The sequence below is a fragment of the Metabacillus litoralis genome, from assembly GCF_007994985.1.
Lineage (GTDB): Bacteria > Bacillota > Bacilli > Bacillales > Bacillaceae > Metabacillus > Metabacillus litoralis.
Genome location: NZ_VOQF01000007.1, coordinates 389,467 through 411,585, shown reverse-complemented (window position 1 = coordinate 411,585; position 22,119 = coordinate 389,467). Strand labels below are relative to the sequence as shown.

Annotated in this window: 20 protein-coding genes and 1 riboswitch; of the genes, 12 read left to right on the top strand and 8 right to left on the bottom strand. The window is 34.3% G+C overall.

All coding sequences use genetic code 11. The annotated features are described in order from the left end of the window. Positions 1-7 precede the first annotated feature (7 nt). From FS935_RS14795 to FS935_RS14785, 3 genes are read right to left on the bottom strand one after another with little or no spacing between them, the layout of a single operon-like run. On the bottom strand, positions 8-823 hold the full coding sequence (locus tag FS935_RS14795) for an ABC transporter permease (protein ID WP_146949414.1): 816 nt from the start codon (positions 821-823) through the stop codon (positions 8-10). Beyond that, positions 810-1,580 carry an ABC transporter ATP-binding protein gene (locus FS935_RS14790; protein ID WP_146949413.1) on the bottom strand — a complete coding sequence of 257 codons (771 nt, stop codon included), beginning with the start codon at positions 1,578-1,580 and terminating at the stop codon, positions 810-812. The genes FS935_RS14795 and FS935_RS14790 overlap by 14 nt, the downstream gene beginning before the upstream one ends. A gap of 15 nt (positions 1,581-1,595) precedes the next feature. Beyond that, on the bottom strand, positions 1,596-2,582 hold the full coding sequence (locus tag FS935_RS14785) for an ABC transporter substrate-binding protein (protein WP_146949412.1): 987 nt from the start codon (positions 2,580-2,582) through the stop codon (positions 1,596-1,598). 196 nt (positions 2,583-2,778) lie between these two features. On the opposite strand from FS935_RS14785, the gene FS935_RS14780 reads away from it, so the two are divergent. After that, on the top strand, positions 2,779-3,558 hold the full coding sequence (locus tag FS935_RS14780; RefSeq protein ID WP_146949411.1) for an alpha/beta hydrolase family protein: 780 nt from the start codon (positions 2,779-2,781) through the stop codon (positions 3,556-3,558). A gap of 70 nt (positions 3,559-3,628) precedes the next feature. Next, positions 3,629-3,871, top strand: a complete 243-nt coding sequence (locus tag FS935_RS14775) for a DUF2584 domain-containing protein (protein ID WP_146949410.1) — start codon at positions 3,629-3,631, stop codon at positions 3,869-3,871. Positions 3,872-4,909: 1,038 nt separating this feature from the next. Here the strand turns inward: FS935_RS14775 and pckA are convergent. Then, positions 4,910-6,499, bottom strand: coding sequence for a phosphoenolpyruvate carboxykinase (ATP) (gene pckA / locus FS935_RS14770; protein WP_146949409.1), 1,590 nt, complete (start codon positions 6,497-6,499; stop codon positions 4,910-4,912). Positions 6,500-6,829: 330 nt separating this feature from the next. After that, a riboswitch (SAM riboswitch) is annotated at positions 6,830-7,009 on the top strand. Between the two features lie 260 nt (positions 7,010-7,269). Here pckA and metK point away from each other — a divergent pair. From metK to FS935_RS14735, 7 genes are all read left to right on the top strand, one after another. Further along, positions 7,270-8,466: a methionine adenosyltransferase gene (metK, locus tag FS935_RS14765; RefSeq protein ID WP_146949408.1), complete on the top strand. Its 1,197-nt coding sequence runs from the start codon at positions 7,270-7,272 to the stop codon at positions 8,464-8,466. Between the two features lie 211 nt (positions 8,467-8,677). Further along, positions 8,678-9,457, top strand: a complete 780-nt coding sequence (locus FS935_RS14760) for a FixH family protein (protein ID WP_146949407.1) — start codon at positions 8,678-8,680, stop codon at positions 9,455-9,457. Positions 9,458-9,710: 253 nt separating this feature from the next. Further along, a complete protein-coding gene (locus FS935_RS14755) occupies positions 9,711-10,634 on the top strand; it encodes a DUF8558 domain-containing protein (protein WP_146949406.1) in 924 nt (307 codons plus the stop codon). A gap of 55 nt (positions 10,635-10,689) precedes the next feature. Continuing rightward, the gene (locus FS935_RS14750; protein WP_146949405.1) at positions 10,690-11,361 is read left to right on the top strand and encodes a DUF4129 domain-containing protein; all 672 of its coding nucleotides are present in this window, start codon (positions 10,690-10,692) and stop codon (positions 11,359-11,361) included. 3 nt (positions 11,362-11,364) lie between these two features. Continuing rightward, positions 11,365-12,501, top strand: a complete 1,137-nt coding sequence (locus tag FS935_RS14745) for a DUF4350 domain-containing protein (protein ID WP_240050917.1) — start codon at positions 11,365-11,367, stop codon at positions 12,499-12,501. Beyond that, a complete protein-coding gene (locus FS935_RS14740) occupies positions 12,498-13,424 on the top strand; it encodes an AAA family ATPase (protein WP_146949404.1) in 927 nt (308 codons plus the stop codon). Before FS935_RS14745 ends, FS935_RS14740 begins: the two co-directional genes overlap by 4 nt. Further along, on the top strand, positions 13,375-14,733 hold the full coding sequence (locus tag FS935_RS14735; protein ID WP_146949403.1) for a DUF58 domain-containing protein: 1,359 nt from the start codon (positions 13,375-13,377) through the stop codon (positions 14,731-14,733). The genes FS935_RS14740 and FS935_RS14735 overlap by 50 nt, the downstream gene beginning before the upstream one ends. On the opposite strand, the gene FS935_RS14730 is transcribed toward FS935_RS14735, so the two are convergent. After that, positions 14,728-15,699, bottom strand: a complete 972-nt coding sequence (locus tag FS935_RS14730) for a stage II sporulation protein M (protein WP_146949402.1) — start codon at positions 15,697-15,699, stop codon at positions 14,728-14,730. The two genes, FS935_RS14735 and FS935_RS14730, sit on opposite strands and share 6 nt — an antisense overlap. Positions 15,700-15,813: 114 nt before the next feature. On the opposite strand from FS935_RS14730, the gene FS935_RS14725 reads away from it, so the two are divergent. Beyond that, entirely contained in the window at positions 15,814-16,620 is an 807-nt protein-coding gene (locus FS935_RS14725; RefSeq protein WP_146949401.1) for an RDD family protein, read from the top strand. Positions 16,621-17,263: 643 nt separating this feature from the next. Here FS935_RS14725 and FS935_RS14720 read toward each other — a convergent pair. From FS935_RS14720 to FS935_RS14710, 3 genes are all read right to left on the bottom strand, one after another. Further along, a complete protein-coding gene (locus FS935_RS14720; protein WP_146949400.1) occupies positions 17,264-18,406 on the bottom strand; it encodes a glycosyltransferase family 4 protein in 1,143 nt (380 codons plus the stop codon). A 73-nt stretch (positions 18,407-18,479) separates the two neighbouring features. After that, positions 18,480-19,034 carry a phosphatase PAP2 family protein gene (locus FS935_RS14715; protein WP_146949399.1) on the bottom strand — a complete coding sequence of 185 codons (555 nt, stop codon included), beginning with the start codon at positions 19,032-19,034 and terminating at the stop codon, positions 18,480-18,482. Between the two features lie 465 nt (positions 19,035-19,499). Continuing rightward, positions 19,500-20,021, bottom strand: a complete 522-nt coding sequence (locus FS935_RS14710) for a gamma carbonic anhydrase (RefSeq protein ID WP_146949398.1) — start codon at positions 20,019-20,021, stop codon at positions 19,500-19,502. Positions 20,022-20,161: 140 nt separating this feature from the next. Between FS935_RS14710 and FS935_RS14705 the strand changes: the two genes are divergently transcribed. Together FS935_RS14705 and tbcS are read left to right on the top strand one after the other, a co-directional pair. Continuing rightward, complete coding sequence (locus tag FS935_RS14705) at positions 20,162-20,977, top strand: alpha/beta hydrolase (RefSeq protein ID WP_146949397.1); 816 nt, start codon at positions 20,162-20,164, stop codon at positions 20,975-20,977. 36 nt (positions 20,978-21,013) lie between these two features. Next, on the top strand, positions 21,014-22,093 hold the full coding sequence (tbcS, locus tag FS935_RS14700; protein ID WP_146949396.1) for a tetraprenyl-beta-curcumene synthase: 1,080 nt from the start codon (positions 21,014-21,016) through the stop codon (positions 22,091-22,093). The last annotated feature ends 26 nt before the right edge of the window (positions 22,094-22,119 follow it).

Below are 22,119 nucleotides of genomic sequence, written 5' to 3'. Positions count from 1 at the left end.
TGTGGTGTTAGCCTCTTTTTTCTGTTTTAATAAGTCTTTTTTCTAATAACTCTACCCCTTTATACATGATTGTCGCGAAAAAGGCGATTATGATTAAGCTTAGAAGTACTAATGTAAAATTGAAAACTTGAAAGCCATATATGATCATATATCCAAGTCCGTTAGCTGAAACAAGAAACTCCCCAACGATTACGCCTACCCAAGACAAACCCACATTAACTTTTAATGTTGAAACGATTGTTGGATATGATGCAGGGAGAATGACCTCCTTGAAAATTTGATTTTTCTTTGCATCAAAAGTATGAAGTACCTTCACATAATTGGTATCTACCTCTCTAAATGCGGTGAATACGACAATGGTTGTGATGATAACAGAAATAATTGTTCCCATTGCGATTATGGATACAAAACCTGGACCTAAGGCAACGATTAGTATTGGACCAAGAGCTACTTTAGGCATGGCATTTAAAATGACTAAATATGGATCGAGAATTTTTGATAATCTAAATGACCACCACAATATTGCAGCAAGTACTGCTCCTAGTAGTGTGCCTAATATAAACCCTAATACGGTTTCGAATAGTGTTACACCGATATGTGATAAAAGAGTACCATCACTTATTTTTGTAATAAAAAGATTCCATATCTTTGATGGTGAACTAAAAAGCAATGGGTCAATCCATGATTTTTGGCCGGCAATTTCCCATAATCCGAAGAAACTAATGAAGATTAAAAACTGGTAAAAAAGTACCCAGTTTTTTTCTCGTTTCAAACCACTTTTATATTGCTTATGGAGAAGTTCAATGGCTTCATTCTGTTTCATATTGATCAACCTCCTTCCATATTTGTTGAAAGAGAGTGTTATATAATGGGTGCTGTCTTGCTTGAAATGGTGAAAGCTCTCTAATTTCCTTTGGTACAAGATAGGTTCTGTTTACTTTACCTGGTCTTGCTGAGAACACAAAAATTCGATCACTCATTGCAATAGCTTCACCGATATCATGTGTGACAAGTAGAGCTGTTTTTTTGTATTTCTTTAAAGTTTGAACAACTAAATCCTCTAGCTTTAATTTGGTTTGATAATCTAATGCGGAAAAAGGTTCATCAAGTAATAGTATCTTAGGATTAGTTGCAAGAGTTCTTACTAAAGCAGCTCGTTGTCTCATTCCACCAGATAGCTGACTAGGGTACTGTTTTTCCACATTATCTAGTCCCATATCCTGCAACATTTGCATTGTTGCTGCAGTTGTTTGTGCATTTTTCTGTCCAGTAATTTTAAGACCAAGAGTTACGTTTTCATCAATTGTCTTCCAAGGAAATAAGTAATCTTGTTGAAGCATATAGCCGATCATCGTGTCTGGTTTGGTAATTTGTTTATTAGCTATTTTCACAACACCTTCAATAGGTTTAATTAAACCTGCTATAATCGACAATAAAGTGGTTTTTCCACAGCCACTTGGGCCGAGGAAGGAGATAAACTCACCTTCCTCGACGGCAAGATGAACATCCTCTAAAGCAACAGTTGCTGATTCTTTTGTTAAGTAAACATGATGAATATTTTCAACTGTTAAAAATGACATAGGTGTTCCTCCTAACTACTCGATTACTTCTTCTGCAAGATTTGTATTAACAAGTGTGTTATAATCAATTCGCTTTGGTAACTCGCCTGCTTCGTCCATGATATTCTGTAGGTTATTCCACTCTTCTTCATCTAAAATTGGATCAGTTGCAAACGAGCCTTGTTCTTTGTAACGCTCTACAACTGTTTCAATTAGTTCTAGTTCTGTATCTTCGAACTGAGGAGCAATAGTTTTAGCGATTTCTGAGACTTCTTTTTCTTCAACCCATTTTTGAGCTTTATAGATTGCAGCTGTAAACTTCTTAGCAGACTCTTCATTTTCAGTCAAAAAGCTGTTTTTACTCATGAATGTTGTATATGGAATCATACCGGATTCAGTACCGAATGAAGCGACAATATGACCAGTTCCTTCCTTTTCGAATATACTAGCAGTTGGTTCAAAAAGCTGAACAAAATCACCAGTACCTGAAGCAAAGGCGCTTGGAATGTTAGCGAAGTCAACATTTTGAATAAGCTCCAAGTCATTTTGTGGATCTATATTATGTTTTTTAAGAACAAATTCCCCTGCCATTTGCGGCATACCGCCTTTTCGTTGCCCTAAAAATGTACTGCCTTTTAGCTGATCCCATTCAAAATTGTCAATCTTCTCGCGACTTACTAGGAAAGTACCATCTGTTTGAGTTAATTGAGCAAAGTTAATAATAGAATCACTAGAGCCTTGTGCTTCAACATATATGGATGTTTCAGATCCAACAAGGGCTATATCTGCTCCATCAGATAGTAGAGCTGTCATTGTTTTATCTCCACCCCAAGTTGTTGTTAATTCAACATCAAGTCCTTCTTCTTCAAAAAAGCCCTCTTCCATAGCTACATATAACGGGGTATAGAAAATAGAGTGGGTAACTTCAGCCAATCTAATTTTTTCAACTTTGTTTTGATTACAAGCTGAAAGTGGTAAAACAATAAGTAGTGTGACAAAGAATAAGTACAGCCATTTTTTCATTACCTTTAACCTCCAAGATGCATAGCATCATAATTTTTGTAAACTCTTAAAATAACTTGTAGTACTTTGATAATATGAGTAGAAAATTTTTTTGATCTAAGTTAAAATATGTTATTTTATAAAAATGTGTGAATGCCTATTTTGGATGTTACCGTTACCATAATTTAAATGTCTATGAAGAGAGTGTGATTCTGCAATGAATGGAGAAATTGTAAGTAAAATCAAATTCCCATCACCTAATCCAAATATTCGATTGTGGATTGTGACATATCTTTCAAACAAGTTAAAAGTGAAAGGTCTATTAGCTGAACCTATAGAACAGGGAAGTTACGATGGTTTTCTATATTTACGAGGTGGCATAAAAAACGTGGGTAAGGTAAGAGTAGGACGTATTGTTCAGTTTGCATCAGAGGGTTTTGTTGTAATGGCACCCTTTTATCGTGGAAATCAAGGTGGAGAAGGTAATGAAGATTTTGCTGGAGATGATCGATTTGATGCAATTGCTGCACTAGAAATTCTGAAAAAGCATCAAATGGTTAAATCACAGCGTATTCATGTTTTTGGCTTCTCAAGGGGCGGTGTAATGGCTCTCTTAGCAGGTATTGTCTCAGATGAGGTTCGCTCGATTGTTACATGGGGCGGTGTTTCAGATATGTTTCTAACATATGTAGAGAGAGTAGACTTACGCAAAATGATGAAAAGAGTAATTGGGGGATCACCAACGAAATTTCCAAAACGCTATGTTTGGAGAACACCCTTGTACGAATTAGAAAAACTTAACTCATCAGTTCTAATTATTCATGGAGTAAGAGATAAAAACGTGTCAGTTGAACATGCGTATCGTCTTGAAAAAAGATTAAAAGAGCTACAGAAGCCTGTAGAAAGCTGGTATTTTCAAGAGTTCACTCATTATTTCCCTCCAGCTATTAATCGGGAAACCGTACATAAGCTCTGCAATTGGATGAAAAATCAGTAACATTTTCTAAAATAGGACAAGGGTGGTATGATGAAGATATAAAAACTTGTCATAATAAGGAGGTTTCTTTATGGGAATGCCTGTTGAATTTAATACAATGATCGTAACTAAAGGAAAAGAACAGCGTATAACAGAAAATACATTTCAATTAACAAAAGACGGCTTCAGAATTTATCCTATTGATATTCCAATTGAAGTCCGTAAAACAAAAACTGGTGAAGTAACAGGAGAAGCAATAGTAGAAAAACTTCAACTGTCAGAAAACCAAACAATGATCACATATAAATTAATCAATTTGAATTCTACAAATTAATTTTGAATTTGCAGATACAATGAAATAATGCATGTAAATTGTTAATGGTTAATATTGGATAGGTAATTGGTGATTGTGTAGACACAATTTGAAGGTAAAGAAATGATAGAATGTACAAATCAATTACATCCTTTAAAAGAGGTATAGTGATGGCTGATTTCCGCTCCAGGTTGCTCGCTTTCCGCGGGGCGGGCGGTGAGCTTCCTCGGCGCACAGCGCCTGTGGGATCTCACCTGTCCCGCTGCTCCCGCAGGAGTCTCGCACCTTCCGCTCCAATCAACCTTAAATATTTTTGACCATTAACTTTAAAAACAAGAAAACATGTATAGATAGGAACATCACACTTTTATAAAGTATATAAAAACCGCTGTTTAATTATCCTAATTAACAACGGTTTTTTATAAGGTTATTTGTGTGATTTCCCTTGTACTCTCAATCGTGTTACAAACTAAATTATGTTGTTTGGCACTCTATCCTAATTTGTAACTCGAGTCTATTTTGTATTCATTGCTAAAGGTAGTTACCTAAATAGCAATAATTCGATATTTAAAAATAATTTGGTGTAGAGATAGTATTGCATCAAAGTTTGAATGATTACCTTTCAGAAATCAATCAGGATAGTCTATACAAAACTATCACATTGGGACTCCCTTCAACTAAACCATTGTAATTAATATAAAAGAGGCTGAGACATAAGTATTTAAGCTAATGATAAACCCGAATTATAAGATGAAATTTCAATTAATCATTCGCCTAATAGTTCGGGTTTTTATTTGCTGTCTTCAATCGATTTTTTGATTTTGTATACTATTTTTAAGAACTAGTGGAATGGAGCGGAAGACACTCGACTCCTACGGGAATAGAGGAAAGGCTAAGACCCCGCAGGCGTAGCTGAGGAGGCTTAGCTTCCTCCCCGTGGAAAGCGAGTGTCTGCAGCGCAATGAAACGAACTTGTTTCTTACAACTTAACTGATTTAGGTTTATTCGCCTTTTTGCATGATTTCTTTAATATTATCCCAGCTCCTAAACAGAGTGATTTTAATATTGTATAGGTCCACCTAATTTTTCAATGGTTGGTGAAACACTCTTAAACTTCTTAAAGTTATCTTTAAACTCTGTAGCCAATTCCTTCGCCTTTTTTAAATAATCTTCCTGAGAGCTCCATGTTTGCTGTGGCTGTAGAACATCATCAGGGACTCCTGGGACATGAATAGGAATATTAAGACCGAATACTTCGTCTTTAATTGTTTCGATATGATCAAGGTCACCTTCAACAGCAGCCTGAACCATTGCTCTTGTATACTGTAATTTCATCCGTTCACCAACACCATATTCACCACCAGTCCAACCTGTATTAACAAGGAAAACTTGAACCTCATGTTCATCAATTTTTTGTCCCAGCATATTAGCATACACTGTTGCAGGAAGCGGTAGAAATGGAGATCCAAAGCATGTTGAGAATGTTGCTTCAGGTGCAGTGACCCCACGCTCAGTTCCAGCTAATTTACTAGTATAACCACTTAAAAAGTGATACATTGCTTGTTCTCGCGACAATTTACTTATAGGAGGGATAACACCAAAAGCATCAGCCGTTAAATAAATAATTGTTTGTGGATGACCAGCAATACTAGGAATAATAATTTTGTCTAGTGCAGATAATGAATAAGCAGCACGCGTATTTTCTGTATAAAGCGAATTACTATAGTCTGCTTCTCTTGTATCAGGATCTAGTACAACATTTTCTAGAACTGAACCATACCGAATCGCATTAAAAATTTGTGGCTCTTTTTCTTCCGTTAAATTAATGCACTTTGCATAACAACCACCTTCGATATTGAAAATACCAGAAGTAGACCATCCATGCTCATCATCCCCAATTAAACGTCGGTTTGGGTCTGCTGATAAAGTGGTCTTTCCTGTGCCAGATAAACCAAAAAATAATGCCACATCACCTTCAAACCCAACATTTGCAGAGCAATGCATTGGTAAAATATTGTTATCAGGTAATAATAAATTCATTACTGAAAAAACGGATTTTTTCATTTCTCCTGCATATTCAGTTCCTCCAATTAAGATTGTTCTTTTTTCAAAGGAAATAATAATAAAAGTTTCAGAATTGGTTCCATCAATCTCAGGATCTGCCTTAAAATTTGGAGCTGATATTATTGTAAAAGGCTTTTCTTTTGATTCAGTATTCTGGTTGCTTCCTTCTATAAAGAGCTGTCCGGCGAACAGGTTATGCCATGCAAACTCATTGATAACTTTTAGTGGTAGCTGGAAGCGGCTGTCTGCTCCCGCAAATCCGTTAAAGATGAAAAATTCATCACGGCTTTTCAAGTATTCTGTAACCTTGCTATATAAACGATCAAAAACTTCTTCTGAAATAGGTTGATTTGTAGATCCCCAATTAATTCTATTAGCTATTGAACGTTCTTTTACTATGAATTTGTCTTTGGGAGATCTTCCTGTGTAGGCACCAGTAGTTGCGCGGATAGCTCCAGTTGAAGTTAAAATGCCTTCTTTCCGCTCTAAAACTTTTTCGACTAGCTGAGATACTGATAAATTATGTTTTGCGTTGTTTCCTTTAATAAGTGTCTCAAGCTCATTGATTGTCTCTGCAATATTCATCCCCATTACCTACCTTTTTCTAAATAATCAGAAGTTATAGTGTTACATCATGTATGTTTCAATAGTATAACACATTAATATTATTAAAACATACTACTTGTGAAAGTTTTTATGAAGGAGTTTTCATTTTTTTATAACTATTTTTATTTAAATTGGGAAGAATATAAATTAGTTACACTTTGGATTATTTTAACGGCTATGTAATGCCTGTAACGGAAATCAATAACAATGGTTAACAGCACCAAATTATAAGAAATAATGTATGCAAGGCTTGTCGTTTTTTGTTGACACCAGTAGGTTAGTACGCTATGATATGTCCTTGAACGGATTCTCTTATCCCGAGCTGGTGGAGGGACAGGCCCGATGAAACCCAGCAACCTGCTATCAAAGGAAAGCGATGAGTGCGCGATTAATTGAAATGCTTCAAATTTAGATGCGCAATCAATTATTATATTTTCCGATGCAAAGGTGCTAACCTGAAGCAAGGTGAAAACCCTTGATCGATAAGAGCGAAAGGCGATGAACGATTACAAACCTTTCCTCATGTGGGAAAGGTTTTTTTGATAACAGAAACAGTACTTCTTCATTAGAGTTTTACCAGGACAAGCATGTGGTAAAGGTACATAATACTTCTGTTCACAAAACATGCCAACGTGATTCTTTAAAGATAGTGTTCAACCATCAACAACCTATTTATTTGGTGAGAACATACTTAGGGAAGAGTTCCGGATCAAAACATCAAAAAGAAATATGAGGAGGAAGCATTAATTATGACTAAAAAACGTCTTTTTACTTCAGAGTCTGTAACAGAGGGCCATCCAGATAAAATTTGTGATCAAATTTCAGATTCTATTCTAGATGCTATTATTTCTAAAGATCCTAATGCACGTGTTGCGTGTGAAACATCTGTAACAACAGGTTTAGTATTAGTTGCTGGAGAAATCACAACTAGTACGTATGTAGATATTCCGAAAATTGTTCGTGAAACAATCAAAGAAATTGGCTATACACGTGCAAAATATGGTTTTGATGCAGAAACTTGTGCAGTATTAACATCAATTGATGAACAATCAGCAGATATTGCAATGGGTGTTGATCAAGCATTAGAAGCTCGTGAAGGTCAAATGTCTGACGAAGAAATTGATGCAATTGGTGCAGGCGACCAAGGTCTTATGTTCGGATTCGCTTGTAATGAAACAAAAGAGTTAATGCCTCTACCAATTTCATTAGCTCACAAGCTTTCTCGCCGTTTAACAGAGGTTCGTAAAGAGGATATTCTTCCATACTTACGTCCAGATGGAAAAACACAGGTTACTGTTGAATATGATGAAAACAATAAACCTGTTCGTATTGATACAATTGTAATTTCTACTCAGCATCACCCAGAAATTTCACTTGAGCAAATTCAACGAAACTTGAAAGAACATGTAATTAATCCTGTTGTTCCAAAAGAATTAATTGATGAAAATACAAAATACTTTATTAACCCAACTGGTCGTTTCGTTATTGGTGGACCTCAAGGTGATGCAGGATTAACAGGTCGTAAAATCATTGTTGACACGTATGGTGGATACGCTCGCCATGGTGGTGGTGCATTCTCTGGTAAGGATGCAACAAAAGTTGACCGTTCTGCTGCATATGCTGCACGTTATGTTGCGAAAAACATCGTTGCATCTGGTTTAGCTGACAAGTGTGAAGTTCAGTTAGCTTATGCAATTGGAGTAGCACAACCAGTTTCAATTTCAGTTGATACATTTGGTACTGGAAAAGTTTCTGAGGAAGTTTTAGTAGATGTTGTTAGCAACAACTTCGATCTTCGTCCTGCTGGAATTATTAAAATGCTTGATCTAAGACGTCCGATTTACAAGCAAACTGCTGCATACGGACACTTTGGTCGTAATGATTTAGATCTTCCATGGGAAAGAACTGACAAGGCAGATATTCTAAGCAAGCAAGCTTTACAATAATAATGAAAAAAGGTCTGATGCACTAGGTGCATCAGACCTTTTTTTTGTATTTTTCTATAAAACATTAAAAGAGCTTTAAACTTTATTTAAGAAATTATAATGTTTATCCGGGATTTATATTGTGAATAATTAATGAAGTTTACTTTTACAATGATATCAAGTTAACATTTATACGTTATGATATAAGCAGGATAAATGGAGGTTGACATAGATGAGAAAATTCTTGTTTGTTACTTTTTTAGCTGTGTTGTTAAGTGGATGTCAAGAATCAGATGAACATAATAGACAAAGTGAGGCAACAAAAGCTGAAACAGAAGATATAGAGGTGAAAGCACCTAAAGTCGAAATTATATCTAAGGAGCATGTTTCTCGTAATGAAGATATTTCGATCGTAGCGAATGTATATTATGGAGAAGAATTAGTTGATGATGCAGAAGTAACGTTTGAGATAAAAGATGAAGAAAAGAAATCTGAAAAGGTAGAAGCGGATTTTATAGGTGATGGTCAATATAAAATAACGTATCAATTTTTAGAAAATGGCCTTTATAATGTGACTGCACATACAAATGTCAAAAGCTATCATACGATGCCAACAAAGGCAATTCAGGTTGGTGAAGGTGGTGCAAATGAATCCACAAATCAAGAAGGAAATACTAGTCATCATGAAGAACATGATGACCAAGGTGAACATCAACATAGTTCAGTCAAAATTATGACAGAGGATTTAGCTGAATTTACGGTAAACAAAGAAGAAGAATTATTTACAATGATAAATAAAGGTAATGATCCTTTAATAGATGCTACAGTTCGCTTTGAGATATGGAAGGAAGGAAACGATCATCATCATTATGTTGATGCAATTGAATCAACAACGAAAGGATCTTATATTTCCAATTTTACTTTTGATGAAGTAGGACTGTATCATATTATTGTTCATGTTGAGAAAGCAGAAATACATGATCATGTTGAGGTTAAAGTGAATGTACAATAAAATGGTGTAAAGAAATATGTATATGTTCTATTTGCTTTTTGTTATGGAATATTACTTCTAGAATTGGAGACCTAGGTCTCTTTTTTTATTTCGCTTTTTTACAACCTTTCATATATGCACATGAAAGGTTGTAAAAATAGCTTTATAAATACTGGTTAATATTCCATTGTTTACAATTTTTTTACTTATCAACTACCAAAAAATGATAAAATGGATGATATTGATAAAATTTTTTTAGTGGAGGAAACGACATATGAATTCATTATTTAATAAACCAAAAGGGTTTGGAGAAATTCTCGATCATACCTTTCGTCTGAGTAAGCAGCGTTTTTCAGATTTCTTTCTTATACTCCTTATTTTAGTAGGACCAATCTATGTTGTTCAAGCTGTTGTTCAATTATTATTCGGAACAAGTTTTTTTAGAGAAACAGGGACTGGCTCAAACTGGTTTGAGCAAGTACTCTCAAGTTTCGAACAAGGTACATATGAATATACTGACACATCTGGAAATCTTGGTGCGGATATTAGTTTAATAGTAGTAAGTTTAATTAGTTTAATATTTTTACCTATAGCTCAAGCAGCTATTATTCTAGCTGTTAACCATATTCGAAAAGATGAAGAATACACAGTAGGGTCAGTGATTAAAGGAGCTTTTTCAAGATTTTGGCCATTGATTGGTAGTAGTATCCTCTTTTTCTTAATCGCTTTTTTCATGATTACTATACCTCTTGTTGTAGTCTTTATTGCTGGTTTTGTATCAGGAGCAATGAATCCGATTTTAGGAATTTTACTAGGCATAATTCTATTTTTAGCATTCGCTGTGGTAATTGCTTACCTATTAACTAGATGGAGCTTTTACTTTGGATCTGTCACATTAAAAGAAGGATCACCAGGTTTTACAAGAAGCTGGAGATTAACAAGAAAACGTGCTTGGCCTTTAATTGGTCTTTATATTATTTTTTCACTTATTACTAGCACTATTAGTGGAGCCTTTCAATTATCGTTTTCTGTTTTATTAGGAAATAGTGTTTTATTAGGGCTTATTGTTAATACAGTTTCTCTAATAACAGCTTTATTTTTTGCAGTTGGGTATGCGGTTATATACTTTGATTTAAAAGTAAGACATGATGCTGATGACTTAAAAGATTTGATTGATGAATATGAAGAACTGCAATAACAATAAGACTTCTAACATGTAAGAGGATCGGTTAATTACCTGAGGGGGGAGTCTGATGCTAAATGATGAAAAAGCAAAAAAAGAACTCCAGGAAATCTTAAATCAACGGGAATATTTGGTGTATGAAGAGAAGCCTCCTGGTTTTATTGAGAAATGGTGGAATTCGGTTGAAGATTGGTTATCTGAATGGTTAGAGGGTCTTTTTCCTACGATAGAGCCTGCTAGTGGAATTGGTGGTCAAGTTTTATTAACTTTAATTGTTATCATGATTTTGCTACTTTTAGGTGTATTTGTTTTTATCATTTTCCGAAATGGAAAACGTAAACGAGCCTTAAGGAAATATCAACCACTTCAAACAATTGATGAAATGAAATGGTCCTATCAAAAGCATCTTAGAGAGTCAGAGAGGCAGGAATTGCAGAGAGAGTTCAATTTATCAACGAGACATTTGTTCTTGGGACTTCTCCTTTATTTTCATGAAAAGGATCTATTAAAAGCGAGAATTTGGAAAACAAATTGGGAGTATTATGATGAATTAATGAAAGTAAATAAACAATGGGCTAACCAATTTTATAATCTAGCTCAATTATTTGACGAGGTTACTTATGGAGAAAGAATCATTGGGGAAGAAGAATATCATCATTTTAAGAAAATTGTTTTAAACTTAATTGAGGATGAAGAATTTCATCATCATTTATCTGAGCAAGGTGAGAGAAATGGGGTGTAAGCTTTGGCAAATGTATCTATAAAGATGAAAAATTGGGTTCTCATTCCTCTTTTTTTACTGATTATTTTATTTAGCAGTTATTTCCTTGCCTCAGGAAAGCCAGAGTATTATCAAAATTATGTTTCAAACTCACCTTCCCCTACAGGAACAAAAGCATTTTTTACTTATTTAGAAAACGAAACAAACTCTGTTACTGCTTGGACTAGACCACCTAATTTACTTCCTGCAGAGGATGAAAATCAAGTACTCGTGATGATTGAACCAGCTTTTGTGCCAAGTACAGAAGAAATGGAAGCTTATAAAAATTATATGGAAGCTGGTAATACGATTATTTTATTTAGTCAAAATCCTAAAGGTTTTTTTGATGTAAATGTTATCTTTGATCAAGAATTACTGCCAGAAGGAACAATTTATGACGACCAAGGAAATAGCTACAAGGCTGAAGTGAATTCTAGTATAACTCTTAAAGCTCATAATGAGGATAAAATTTTATTACATAGTAAATCTGACGGTGTACTAGCTTTGAAACGTTCTTTTGGTGAAGGTCAATTTATTGTTTCAACTAGTCCTGAATGGTTAATGAATAGAAATATTATCAATGATGATCATACATCTCTTATTTTGACATTGATTAATAGCATTGATGGTGAGGATTATTTTTTTGATGAATATACACATGGACAGCAAAACTCCTCTTCATTTATTGCAGTATATCCAAAATGGTTTCTAGTATTACTATTACAAGGATTAATCATAACTATCTTGTTTCTATGGTACCAAGGAAAACGATTTGGACCTATTATAGTAGCTAGAGAAGAGACTGTGAGATTTAGTGATGAGAAAATTAAAGCTATAGCTGCATGGTATCTTAGAAGTAAGAATTATCATGATTCTTTATTGATACAAGCAGATTTCGTTAAGTTACTTCTTAAGGAGAATTGGAGTATTCCATATAGTAAAGCATGGGAAGATGTATTTAGTGATTTAGAAAGAAAGTGGAAACAGCAAAGTAACAAAGAAATTAAAAATTTTCTTGATGGTTTAACTGAAGCTCTAACTAAAAAGAAGCTAACGAAACAAGAATATTTACTATGGTCTAAAAAACTTGATACCTTAAGGAAAGAGGTGGAAGAAGGATGAATTCACACTTAACATCCTTATTTGAAAAATATGAACAACGAATAGTTGGGCAAGATTTAAATCTTAAACTTTTGTTATCTTCTATTCTAGCTGGTGGACATGTGTTAATAGAAGGTGTACCAGGAACAGGTAAAACACAAATGGTTAAAACATTGGCAGGACTTTTGGGTGGAGAGTACAACCGAATTCAATTTACTCCTGATCTACTTCCTAGTGATATAACTGGAAGTACAATTTATAACATGAAGGAAGGTTCTTTTCAAACCTTGAAGGGACCGATTTTCACAAATGTACTGTTAGCTGATGAAATTAATCGAACTCCTGCTAAAACACAAGCTGCTTTGTTAGAAGCGATGGAAGAAAAGCAGGTAACCATTCAAGGTGAAACCTATCAATTATCAGAAATGTTCTTTGTCGTTGCTACACAAAACCCAATTGAATTTGAGGGAACATATCCTTTACCAGAGGCACAGCAAGATCGGTTTTTATTTAAATTATTAATAGACTTTCCAACTTTTGAAGACGAAAAGCAAGTGCTGAAACAAGTATTGGAAAATGATATGAAAAGTACGTTGAAACAAATACTCAATATGGAAACATTTTTAATGATAAGAAATGAGATCGAACAAATAACCTTGAGTGATAGTGTTCTAGATTATATTATGCAACTTGTAAGAAGAACGAGGGAGACAGATTCAATACAATTTGGAGCAAGTACTAGAGCTGCTATCTCAATAGGAAAAGCAGGAAAAGCTTGGGCGTATCTATCAGGACGAGATTATGTCACACCAGATGATATTAAAATTGTTGCAAAGCCAAGTTTAAGACATCGAATTCAATTATCTCCACATGTAGAATTGGAGGGAACAACCGTTGATCAAATTATTGAAGAACTTGTGGGGGCGACTCCTGTTCCGAGATAAAGGAATCCTACCTACAAAGAAATTGCTTGCTTTTTTCCTGATAATATCTAGCGGATTGCTCCTTCTATCAATCTGGGAAGTATCATGGGTTGTGTTAATCTTAATTAATCTGTTTTTTTTATTGCTTAGTTTAATAGATTTAGCTTTCATACCAGCTACTAAACAAATCATTGTTGAACGCAGAATTCCTGATGAAATGGAAAGAGGGATTTCTTATCCTATTTCAATCAATATAACAAATCACTCTAAACATCAAGTTAAGTTTAGAGTGATAGATGGAATTCCTCAATCCTTTCAAAAGGATTTTCCTATTATGGGATTTGTCCAAGGAGAAAGTTCAACAACTGCTTCTTACAAGGCAATTGCAAAGGTAAGAGGTATGTATGCTGTAAAAGAGATTTATATTAGATATAGAAGTTTATTGGGGCTATGGGAAAGGCAAGCCAAAACACATCAAGAACATACAGTTAAGGTCATTCCAGATTTAACGTCAACGAGAAATTATCTCGAAAGTGCACAGAAATTCTTACTACACGAAGGAATGAAGGTTCGTAAACATAAGACCGGTAGTGGGGAATTTACAAAGATTAGAAGCTTTGTAGTTGGGGATGATCCGCGTAAAATAAATTGGCGTCAGACTGCTAAATTACAAGAGGTTATGACAAATGAATATGAACCTGAACATGGAAAGTATATTACAGTTTTAATTGATTGTGGAAGAATGATGGGTGTTGAGCTTTCGAAAAGTAACAGATTAGAAAAGGCGCTAGAGGCAGCCTTAACACTTATCGCAGCGGCTCTTCAAAAAGGTGATTATGTATCTGTTCTAGCTTTTTCTAAGAACGTAAAGGTTTATGTACCACCTGCTAAAGGGATGGCACATTTACAAACAATTCTTGAGGCAGTTTACAATCTAGAAGTTGATGCTTCAGAGTCAAATTATGCTGCTGTTTTAACATATTTACAGACGGTACAAAAGAAGAGGAGCTTACTACTATTATTTAGTGATGTTCAAACCTTTCTACATGAAGAAAGTGCACTAGTTTATTTAAAACGATTACGTAAACGTCATTTGTTTTTAATGTTAGGTATCGAAGATGAATTTTTGTTGAATGAAGTGAGAGCTGTGCCATCTGATGTACAAAAAGCAATGAAAAAAAGCGTTGCTCAGCAGCAACAGCTTTTTAAGAAGCGCGAAAAAATAAAATGGGAAAAGCAAGGCCTCCAAATGGTGGAAGCAAAAGAGGAGAACCTTGCAACTGTAGCAGTTTCCAACTATATTTCAATGATGAATCAAGGGATTTTATAGATTAGTCAATTTTTTACGTTCAAGAAGTGATCTTCCGATTAAAACATAAAATACTAGTCCGAAAACAGTTAATAGAGCAACAATATATTTTGCTTCTAATGAAATAGGAGCAGGTGTGATATATCCTTCAATAATCCCAGCGATAACAAATAACGGAATGGTTCCAAGTAATAATTGTACAGAATGTTTAGCTTGTTGTTTGAGCTGATATGCTCTTGTATATGGACCAGGGACAAAAAGCTTATATCCCATTAACAAGCCTGCTCCTCCCGCAATAAAAATGGCAGTAAGCTCGATCATCCCGTGTGGAACTATATATGCCCAAAAGTCATATGCTTTATCATGCTGCCAAAACAAAGCAGCTAAAGCACCTATGATAATTCCATTGTAGATTAATAGATAAACAGTTAAAATTCCAAAGGTTATACCACCAGCAAAAGCTAATATAGCAACCTGTATATTATTTGTCATAATGGTGGCAGACATAAAAGGTGAATCTACTGCTCCATCATGATCACCTAAGCTTTCTGGATCAACTCCTTGAGCGATATCAGCAGGTAAAATGGAATAGATGTTAAGTGAATCATTTAAAACTGAAAAATAGCTTCCTACTGCTCCTAATATAAATAAAAGCATAGCAATGATCACAAACTTCCATTGCTTTAAAAATAGTCCGATAAATGTCGTACTAAAAAAATACCGAAATTGTTTAATACTTGAAGTTTGGTCTTTATACAATAAATTATGAGCTTTAGAAACAAGTCCATTTAAATATGTTGTAACATCTTCTGTAGGAAAATAAGTTTGGCTGTATGAAAGGTTTTGCGCTGTTTTTTGATATAGGCGATTAAATTGCTCGATATCATTACCAGTCAATGAACGCCTTTTTTTACTTAATAAAGAGATAAGCTGTTCAAGCTGCTTCCAGTCATCTCGATGTTGTTTCATAAACTGCTTGATATTCATCGTTCCACCTTCTTATCTAAATATATGTATATATCACTTTACCTATTTAATTATAGTGATATTATAGAAAAATAGAAACCATATTAGGGAAAAATATCCAAGAAAGTAGTGAGTATGTTGCAGCAACATGTTGATATAAAAACACCTGAATATGTTTCATTAAAATTTCAACCTGCCGGGTTAGGAAGTAGGACGGCAGCACTACTAATTGATCATCTTATTTTAACGATCGTTAGTGTGTTGATACTGATTGGAACATTTATCCTGATGTACGATATGCCTGTTGAGTTTATTTTTATGTATGAATTCTATTCCTATCCATTTGCCATTACCATCATTGTTCTTTTCGTTTTAAATTGGGGCTACTTTTTTGCGCTTGAGTTCTTTTATGGTGGAAAAACATTAGGTAAGAAAATGATAGGAATACGTGTTATTCAGGATAATGGACATAGCTTAACTTTATTATCTAGTTTTATTAGAAATTTATTAAGAATAATTGATACCCTACCAGCAAATTATTTATTGGGAATGATTATGATTTTCTTTCACTCAAAACATAAAAGAGTTGGAGATATAGTTGCGGGTACAATTGTTATTCATGAAAGAAAAGCTAAAAATAGTAAGAAGCTTTCACCAATTGAGAAGGAAATTGCTAGGAAGGGTCTGAGAAAAGAAGATCTTGTGATTGAGGAATGGGCATTAAAATCGTTAACATCAAAGGAATGGGAATTGCTCAAGGTTTATAGTAATCGTATTTTGCAATTACCAGTAGATGAAAAGATGCAATTAACAGAGAGAATTGGAAATATTGTGTTTCCCAAAATTGGTATGGATGTTATTGGGAAAACAAATGAAGAAGTTGAAAATAACTTATTGATTCTTTATTTGATTTTAAAGGATGAGTGGGAATTTGAGTTGTGATTTTTGGGACAATGCACTTTGGGGTATTGTTCTTTTGCTGAAAAAAATGCTTTTTGACTTTGTTGCTTCTGAATTTATTTGTTAGTAGTAACTGGTTCGTTACATTTCGCTGCAGACACTTGCTTTCCGCGGGGAGGAAGTCAAGCCTCCTCGGCTTCGCCTGTGGGGTCTTGACCTTTTTTCTGCACCCGCAGGAGTCAAGTGTCTTCCGCTCCATTTCACTATAAACAACAAACTCCAATAACTTCAATAACTAAGTTATTGGGGTGTTTAAAAAAAGGTGAATCATTGTGATTAATTCACTTGTTTTTTCAGATTTTCTTATTAAACATATAATGGATCCCTGCAAAAAATGATCTACTCACATTCAACCAGACGTCCCAATCCTGTTAAATATTCTAATAATTGTATATGTTGATTTCATACTTTTAAATCATTCTCCTAGCTCTATTGTCAATAAAAAATATTGTCACCATAAGTTTGTTTGCAAGTTTTTATCCAATCCTCAATCCAATCCAGTCCGGTTAATTTATCGAAAAAATAACAAGCGTGAATTCGTACGTGAATTCACGCTTGTATCTTTGTAATTTACTTTTTGCAGTGATTATTTGTCCCCGATTAATGTAATGATTTCATGAGGTATTTAAGCATATCTAAACTGATCTTTTTCTGTTATTGCGTCTTCATATTCTTTTAGCAATTCTTCGAAAATATGGTCCCATGTTTGAGTTAATGCGTATTGTCGGGCTTCTTTTTTCATATTTTCTCGTAGTGCTTTGTTTAGTAGTAATTCTGAAATACGTTCTTGGAATTCTGTGACATTTTTAGGTTCGCAAAGGTAGCCGGTTTTTTCGTGTTGGATAATATTTTTAACTCCGCCAGAATTAGATGCTATTACAGGTGTTCCAGATGCTAATGCTTCTAGTACGACATTTCCGAATGTTTCTGTTGGAGAAGGAAAAATAAACAAATCTGAGGATGCATATATTTTTGCCAGCTCAGTACCTTTCAAATACCCTGCAAAAGTCATGTTATTTGGTGCTTTTTTCTTCATCTCCTCTTTTGATGGACCATCTCCTACAATTAACCAATGTACATCATTTTTAATTGAATCAGGAAGCTGATTTGTGATATTCATTAGTGTATCAATATCTTTCTCCGGAGCTAATCTTCCTACATATGTTAAAACAAACTTTTCTTTAATCTTATAGTTATGGCGAACTTCATTATGGGAATAATTCGGATGAAATAAATTGCAGTCTACACCTCTACCCCATATACGTAGTTTAGAAAAGCCTTTTCTCTTTAATTGCTCTAACGTTTCATTAGAGGGAACAAAGATTTTGCGATGTGGTTTATGAAACCAATGCATATATTTCCATAAAACTTTTGATAAAAATTGAAGATCATAATATTCAAGGTATTGATCAAAATCAGTGTGATAAGATCCAACAATAGGGATATTTAATTTTTTAGCGTAATGTAAACCACATACTCCAATATTAAAAGGTGTTGCGACATGAATTAAATCAGGCCTGAAGCTTTGTAGCTCTGCTTTGACTTGTAGCATATTTGGTAATGCCAGCCTACATTCTGGATATAAAAAAAAAGGTAAGCTTGTGAAACGATGAATATGACTTGAAAACATTGATTCTTTTGTACTTTCAGGTGCAAAAACTCGAAATTCATAATTGTTTTTTTCTAAGTAGTCAGTAAGTCGTTTTAATGTACGTGCAACTCCATTAACATCAGGTGCAAAAGTATCTGTGAAAATAGCTATTTTCATCGAATCCCCCCGGTTACACTTATAAGTGAATCGTATTTGCAAATATGACTAATGGTTATTTAGAGCAGTTCACTCATATTGGAGCAGTATAGAATAATTCAGTTAGTATAGTGTATGTTAGAAAGCCTGAAGAGCTTCCAAGTAAACATCCAGCTAAAACATCTGAAGGGTAATGAAGTCCTAAATACATTCTTGATAAGCCTATGCTTACTCCAAGAGGAATTAATATCATAGTCAATTGAGGCATATATAAGATAAAGGGTATAATAACCGAAAAAATCGCCGTCGTATGGCCTGATGGAAAAGAATGATCCTCTAATGGATTAGCTGGGACCTTTGTTTCAATAAGTGAGATATAAGGTCTTTTACGCGGATAGAGCTTTTTAACCAATGCAACAGGAAGATGACTAATAAGTAGTGCTGTTGCACTTGCAATAGCTGTTGCTTGAATATGACCTCTAGAGAAAATAATGATGCTCAAAGTGATGGCTATTGTGGCAATGGCGCCTCCAAGATGTGTTATATTGCGAAAATAGAAATTCAATAGCTTTTGGTCATACAATTGATTTACACTTCGAAAAAGCTTGCATTCAAAATCATACATGTTGGAGATAAGCTTTGTTTTCATTGATTTAGACACTCCTTTAGTTAACCTCTCTTATACTATTTTAGTTCAGAAATATTTAGTTAATAATAAGAAATTGTAAAATATTCCTTCACATAATTTTCACAAAGTTAATGTTATTTAAATAAAAGGTTACCCTGTGTTTAATATAATCATTCACATCAATCACTACGCACAATGGGAATGTAACTCCTAGATCGATAATTGGACATTAGGAGTTTTATTCGGTATTCAAAAAAATTAACAGACCATTAAAGAATTTAGTAGTCTTTCTATAATTATGACTATTTGAAGAAAGTTATATAGAGATTTGTGAATAGATTGAGAAGGAGAGTTTATGACAATTTCATAAACAATCATGGAAATAACGTGTATGTTCATTCAGAGGGTGGTACCATTATTGGTGTGGTGATTAGTACAATTTAGTAAACGAAAGGCAATTGGATTAACCAATTGCCATGTTAATTATTACTTCGTTGTTTTCTGAAGAGATTTGTAATACTTCCCTTTTTCAACATATTCTTGACGAATACGATCCATGTCATGTAAATCATCAATTGTTAAAGTTCTAACAACTTTTGCAGGTCTTCCTAGTGCTAGTGAGTTGGGAGGAATCTTTTTACCTGGCGGAACAAGACTGCCTGCTCCAATAAAGGCTCCTTCTCCAATTTCTGCTCCGTCTAAAATAATAGAACCCATACCGATCAAAGCCTTTTCACGAATAATTGAACTGTGTAAGATTACACTATGACCAATAGTCACATCATTTTCAATAATAAGTGGTTTATTGGGACTTTGATGTAAGCAACACAGATCTTGAATATTCACTCGATCACCAATAATTGTAGGTGCTACATCACCTCTTATCACTGATTGAAACCATATGCTTGTTTCATCACCAATAACAACATCTCCAGTGATCGTTACATAATCAGCAATAAAAGCTGAATCTGATATTTTTGGGCTTTTATCTTTGTAAGGATAAATCATGTTTGTTCGTCCTTTCTTATGGGAATAATATACTCTTTATCATTATTTTTATTATAACAAAGGCTCTATAAAACTTAATAGGAGCGATTGGTAAAATGAATCAGACTTATTTTCAGGTTATTGAATAGGAGGCAGCAAAAATGTGGAAATGGGAAGCTGAAGTAGAGATAGCTAAGGGTGTAATCGTCATTGTTCATGGAGCTGCTGAACATCATGGTCGTTATAAATGGCTTGTTGAAATGTGGAGATTAGCTGGTTACCATGTCATTATGGGCGATTTACCAGGTCAAGGAACATCTACGAGAAGAAGAGGACATATTCAATCCTTTGACGAATACATTATAGAGGTTAATGAATGGATTAAAGAATCAAAAAAGTACAATCTGCCTTTATTTTTAATAGGACATAGTATGGGTGGTTTAGTTGTTATTCGTTCTTTACAGGAAAAACATCAGGAAGTAAAAGCCGTAATATTATCTTCACCTTGTTTAGGGATCTTATATAAGCCAAATAAAGCATTGGAACTTGCATCAAGAGGGTTAAATATTATTGCACCCTCTTTTAAGGTTGAGTCAAATTTAAATGTTTCAATTGCAACGAGGAATAAATCTGTGCAAGATAATGATGAAAATGATTCTTTATATGTGACAAAGGTTTCAGTTAGATGGTATCGTGAACTGATACATGCAATGGAAGAGGCACAAAAGCAGGTCGATAAATTCCAGAAAGTTCCTTTGCTACTTATGCAAGGAGGAGCGGATAAAATTGTTGATAAGTCACTTGTAAAAGAGTGGTTTAACAAAGTTGATCTTCTTGACAAAAGCTATAAAGAATGGGAAGGCTTGTATCATGAAATTTTTAGTGAGCCAGAACGCGAACAGGTATTTGAGAGAGCGAAGAACTTCTTCGATACTCATTGCTTGAATGATAGACCAAATGATCAATCTGATACTTAAAATATAAAAATTTATAAATAAGAGGTGACACCCCCTTTGACAGTACCGCAGCATCCATTAAGATTAATGACGAAAGTGTATCGTGAAATTTTTCCAATTGTTCATTTTTACATTGGCCATTGGCGAGAATATGCAGAAAAAATTCCTAATAAAGAGTTAAGAACTCAAGCAATCAATAGTATAAATGAAAAAGAATTTCACTGTGAGGGTGGAGGAATATTAGCAATTATCTCTGGTACACATAAACAGCAATGTATTGAATTTATTGTTGCTTATCAAACGATAAGTGATTATTTAGATAACTTATGTGATCGAAGTACATCCTTGGATCCAGAGGATTTCAGAATGCTGCATCAATCTATGCTTGATGCTTTAACCTGCGGAGCCCCTTGTAAAAATTATTACCAATACAGAGAAGATCAAGATGATGGTGGGTATTTACACAGTCTTGTTCAAACTTGTCAAAATGTTTTAGCTGATTTACAGCATTATCCTATCATTGCTAAGCACCTTATTGAATTATCTGGTTATTATTGTGATCTTCAAGTACATAAACATGTGAAAAAAGAAGAACGTGTACCAAGACTCGAAAATTGGTTTCAAAAACATAAATCAAATCTTCCTGACATGGAATGGTATGAATTCTCAGCATGTACTGGTTCAACATTAGGTATATTCTGTTTAGTTGCGTATGCTTTCCAGGGTGATTTTGAAGAAAAGCAGGCCTTGCAAATTAGGAATAGCTATTTCCCATATATTCAGGGATTACATATTTTACTGGATTATTTAATTGATCAAGATGAGGATGAGTTAGGTGGTGACTTGAATTTCTGCAGTTATTATTCCTCTGAATCTTCTATGATGAAAAGGCTAGAGTACTTCGTGGAAAAAGCCGATGACCACTTAAAGGGGATACCACATGAAAATTTCCACAAATTGATTAACCGAGGATTATTGGGTGTTTATTTATCTGACGATAAAGTAGCTACACATAAGGATCGTAATAAACTTGCTAAAAAGCTAATTAGACTTGGTGGAATGACTACTTATTTCTTTTATTTTAATGGAAGAGCCTATAGAGCATTTCAAAAGTTGAATTGGAAAAAAAGCTCTTAATAGTTTTTAAAATTTAGTTTGTGTTT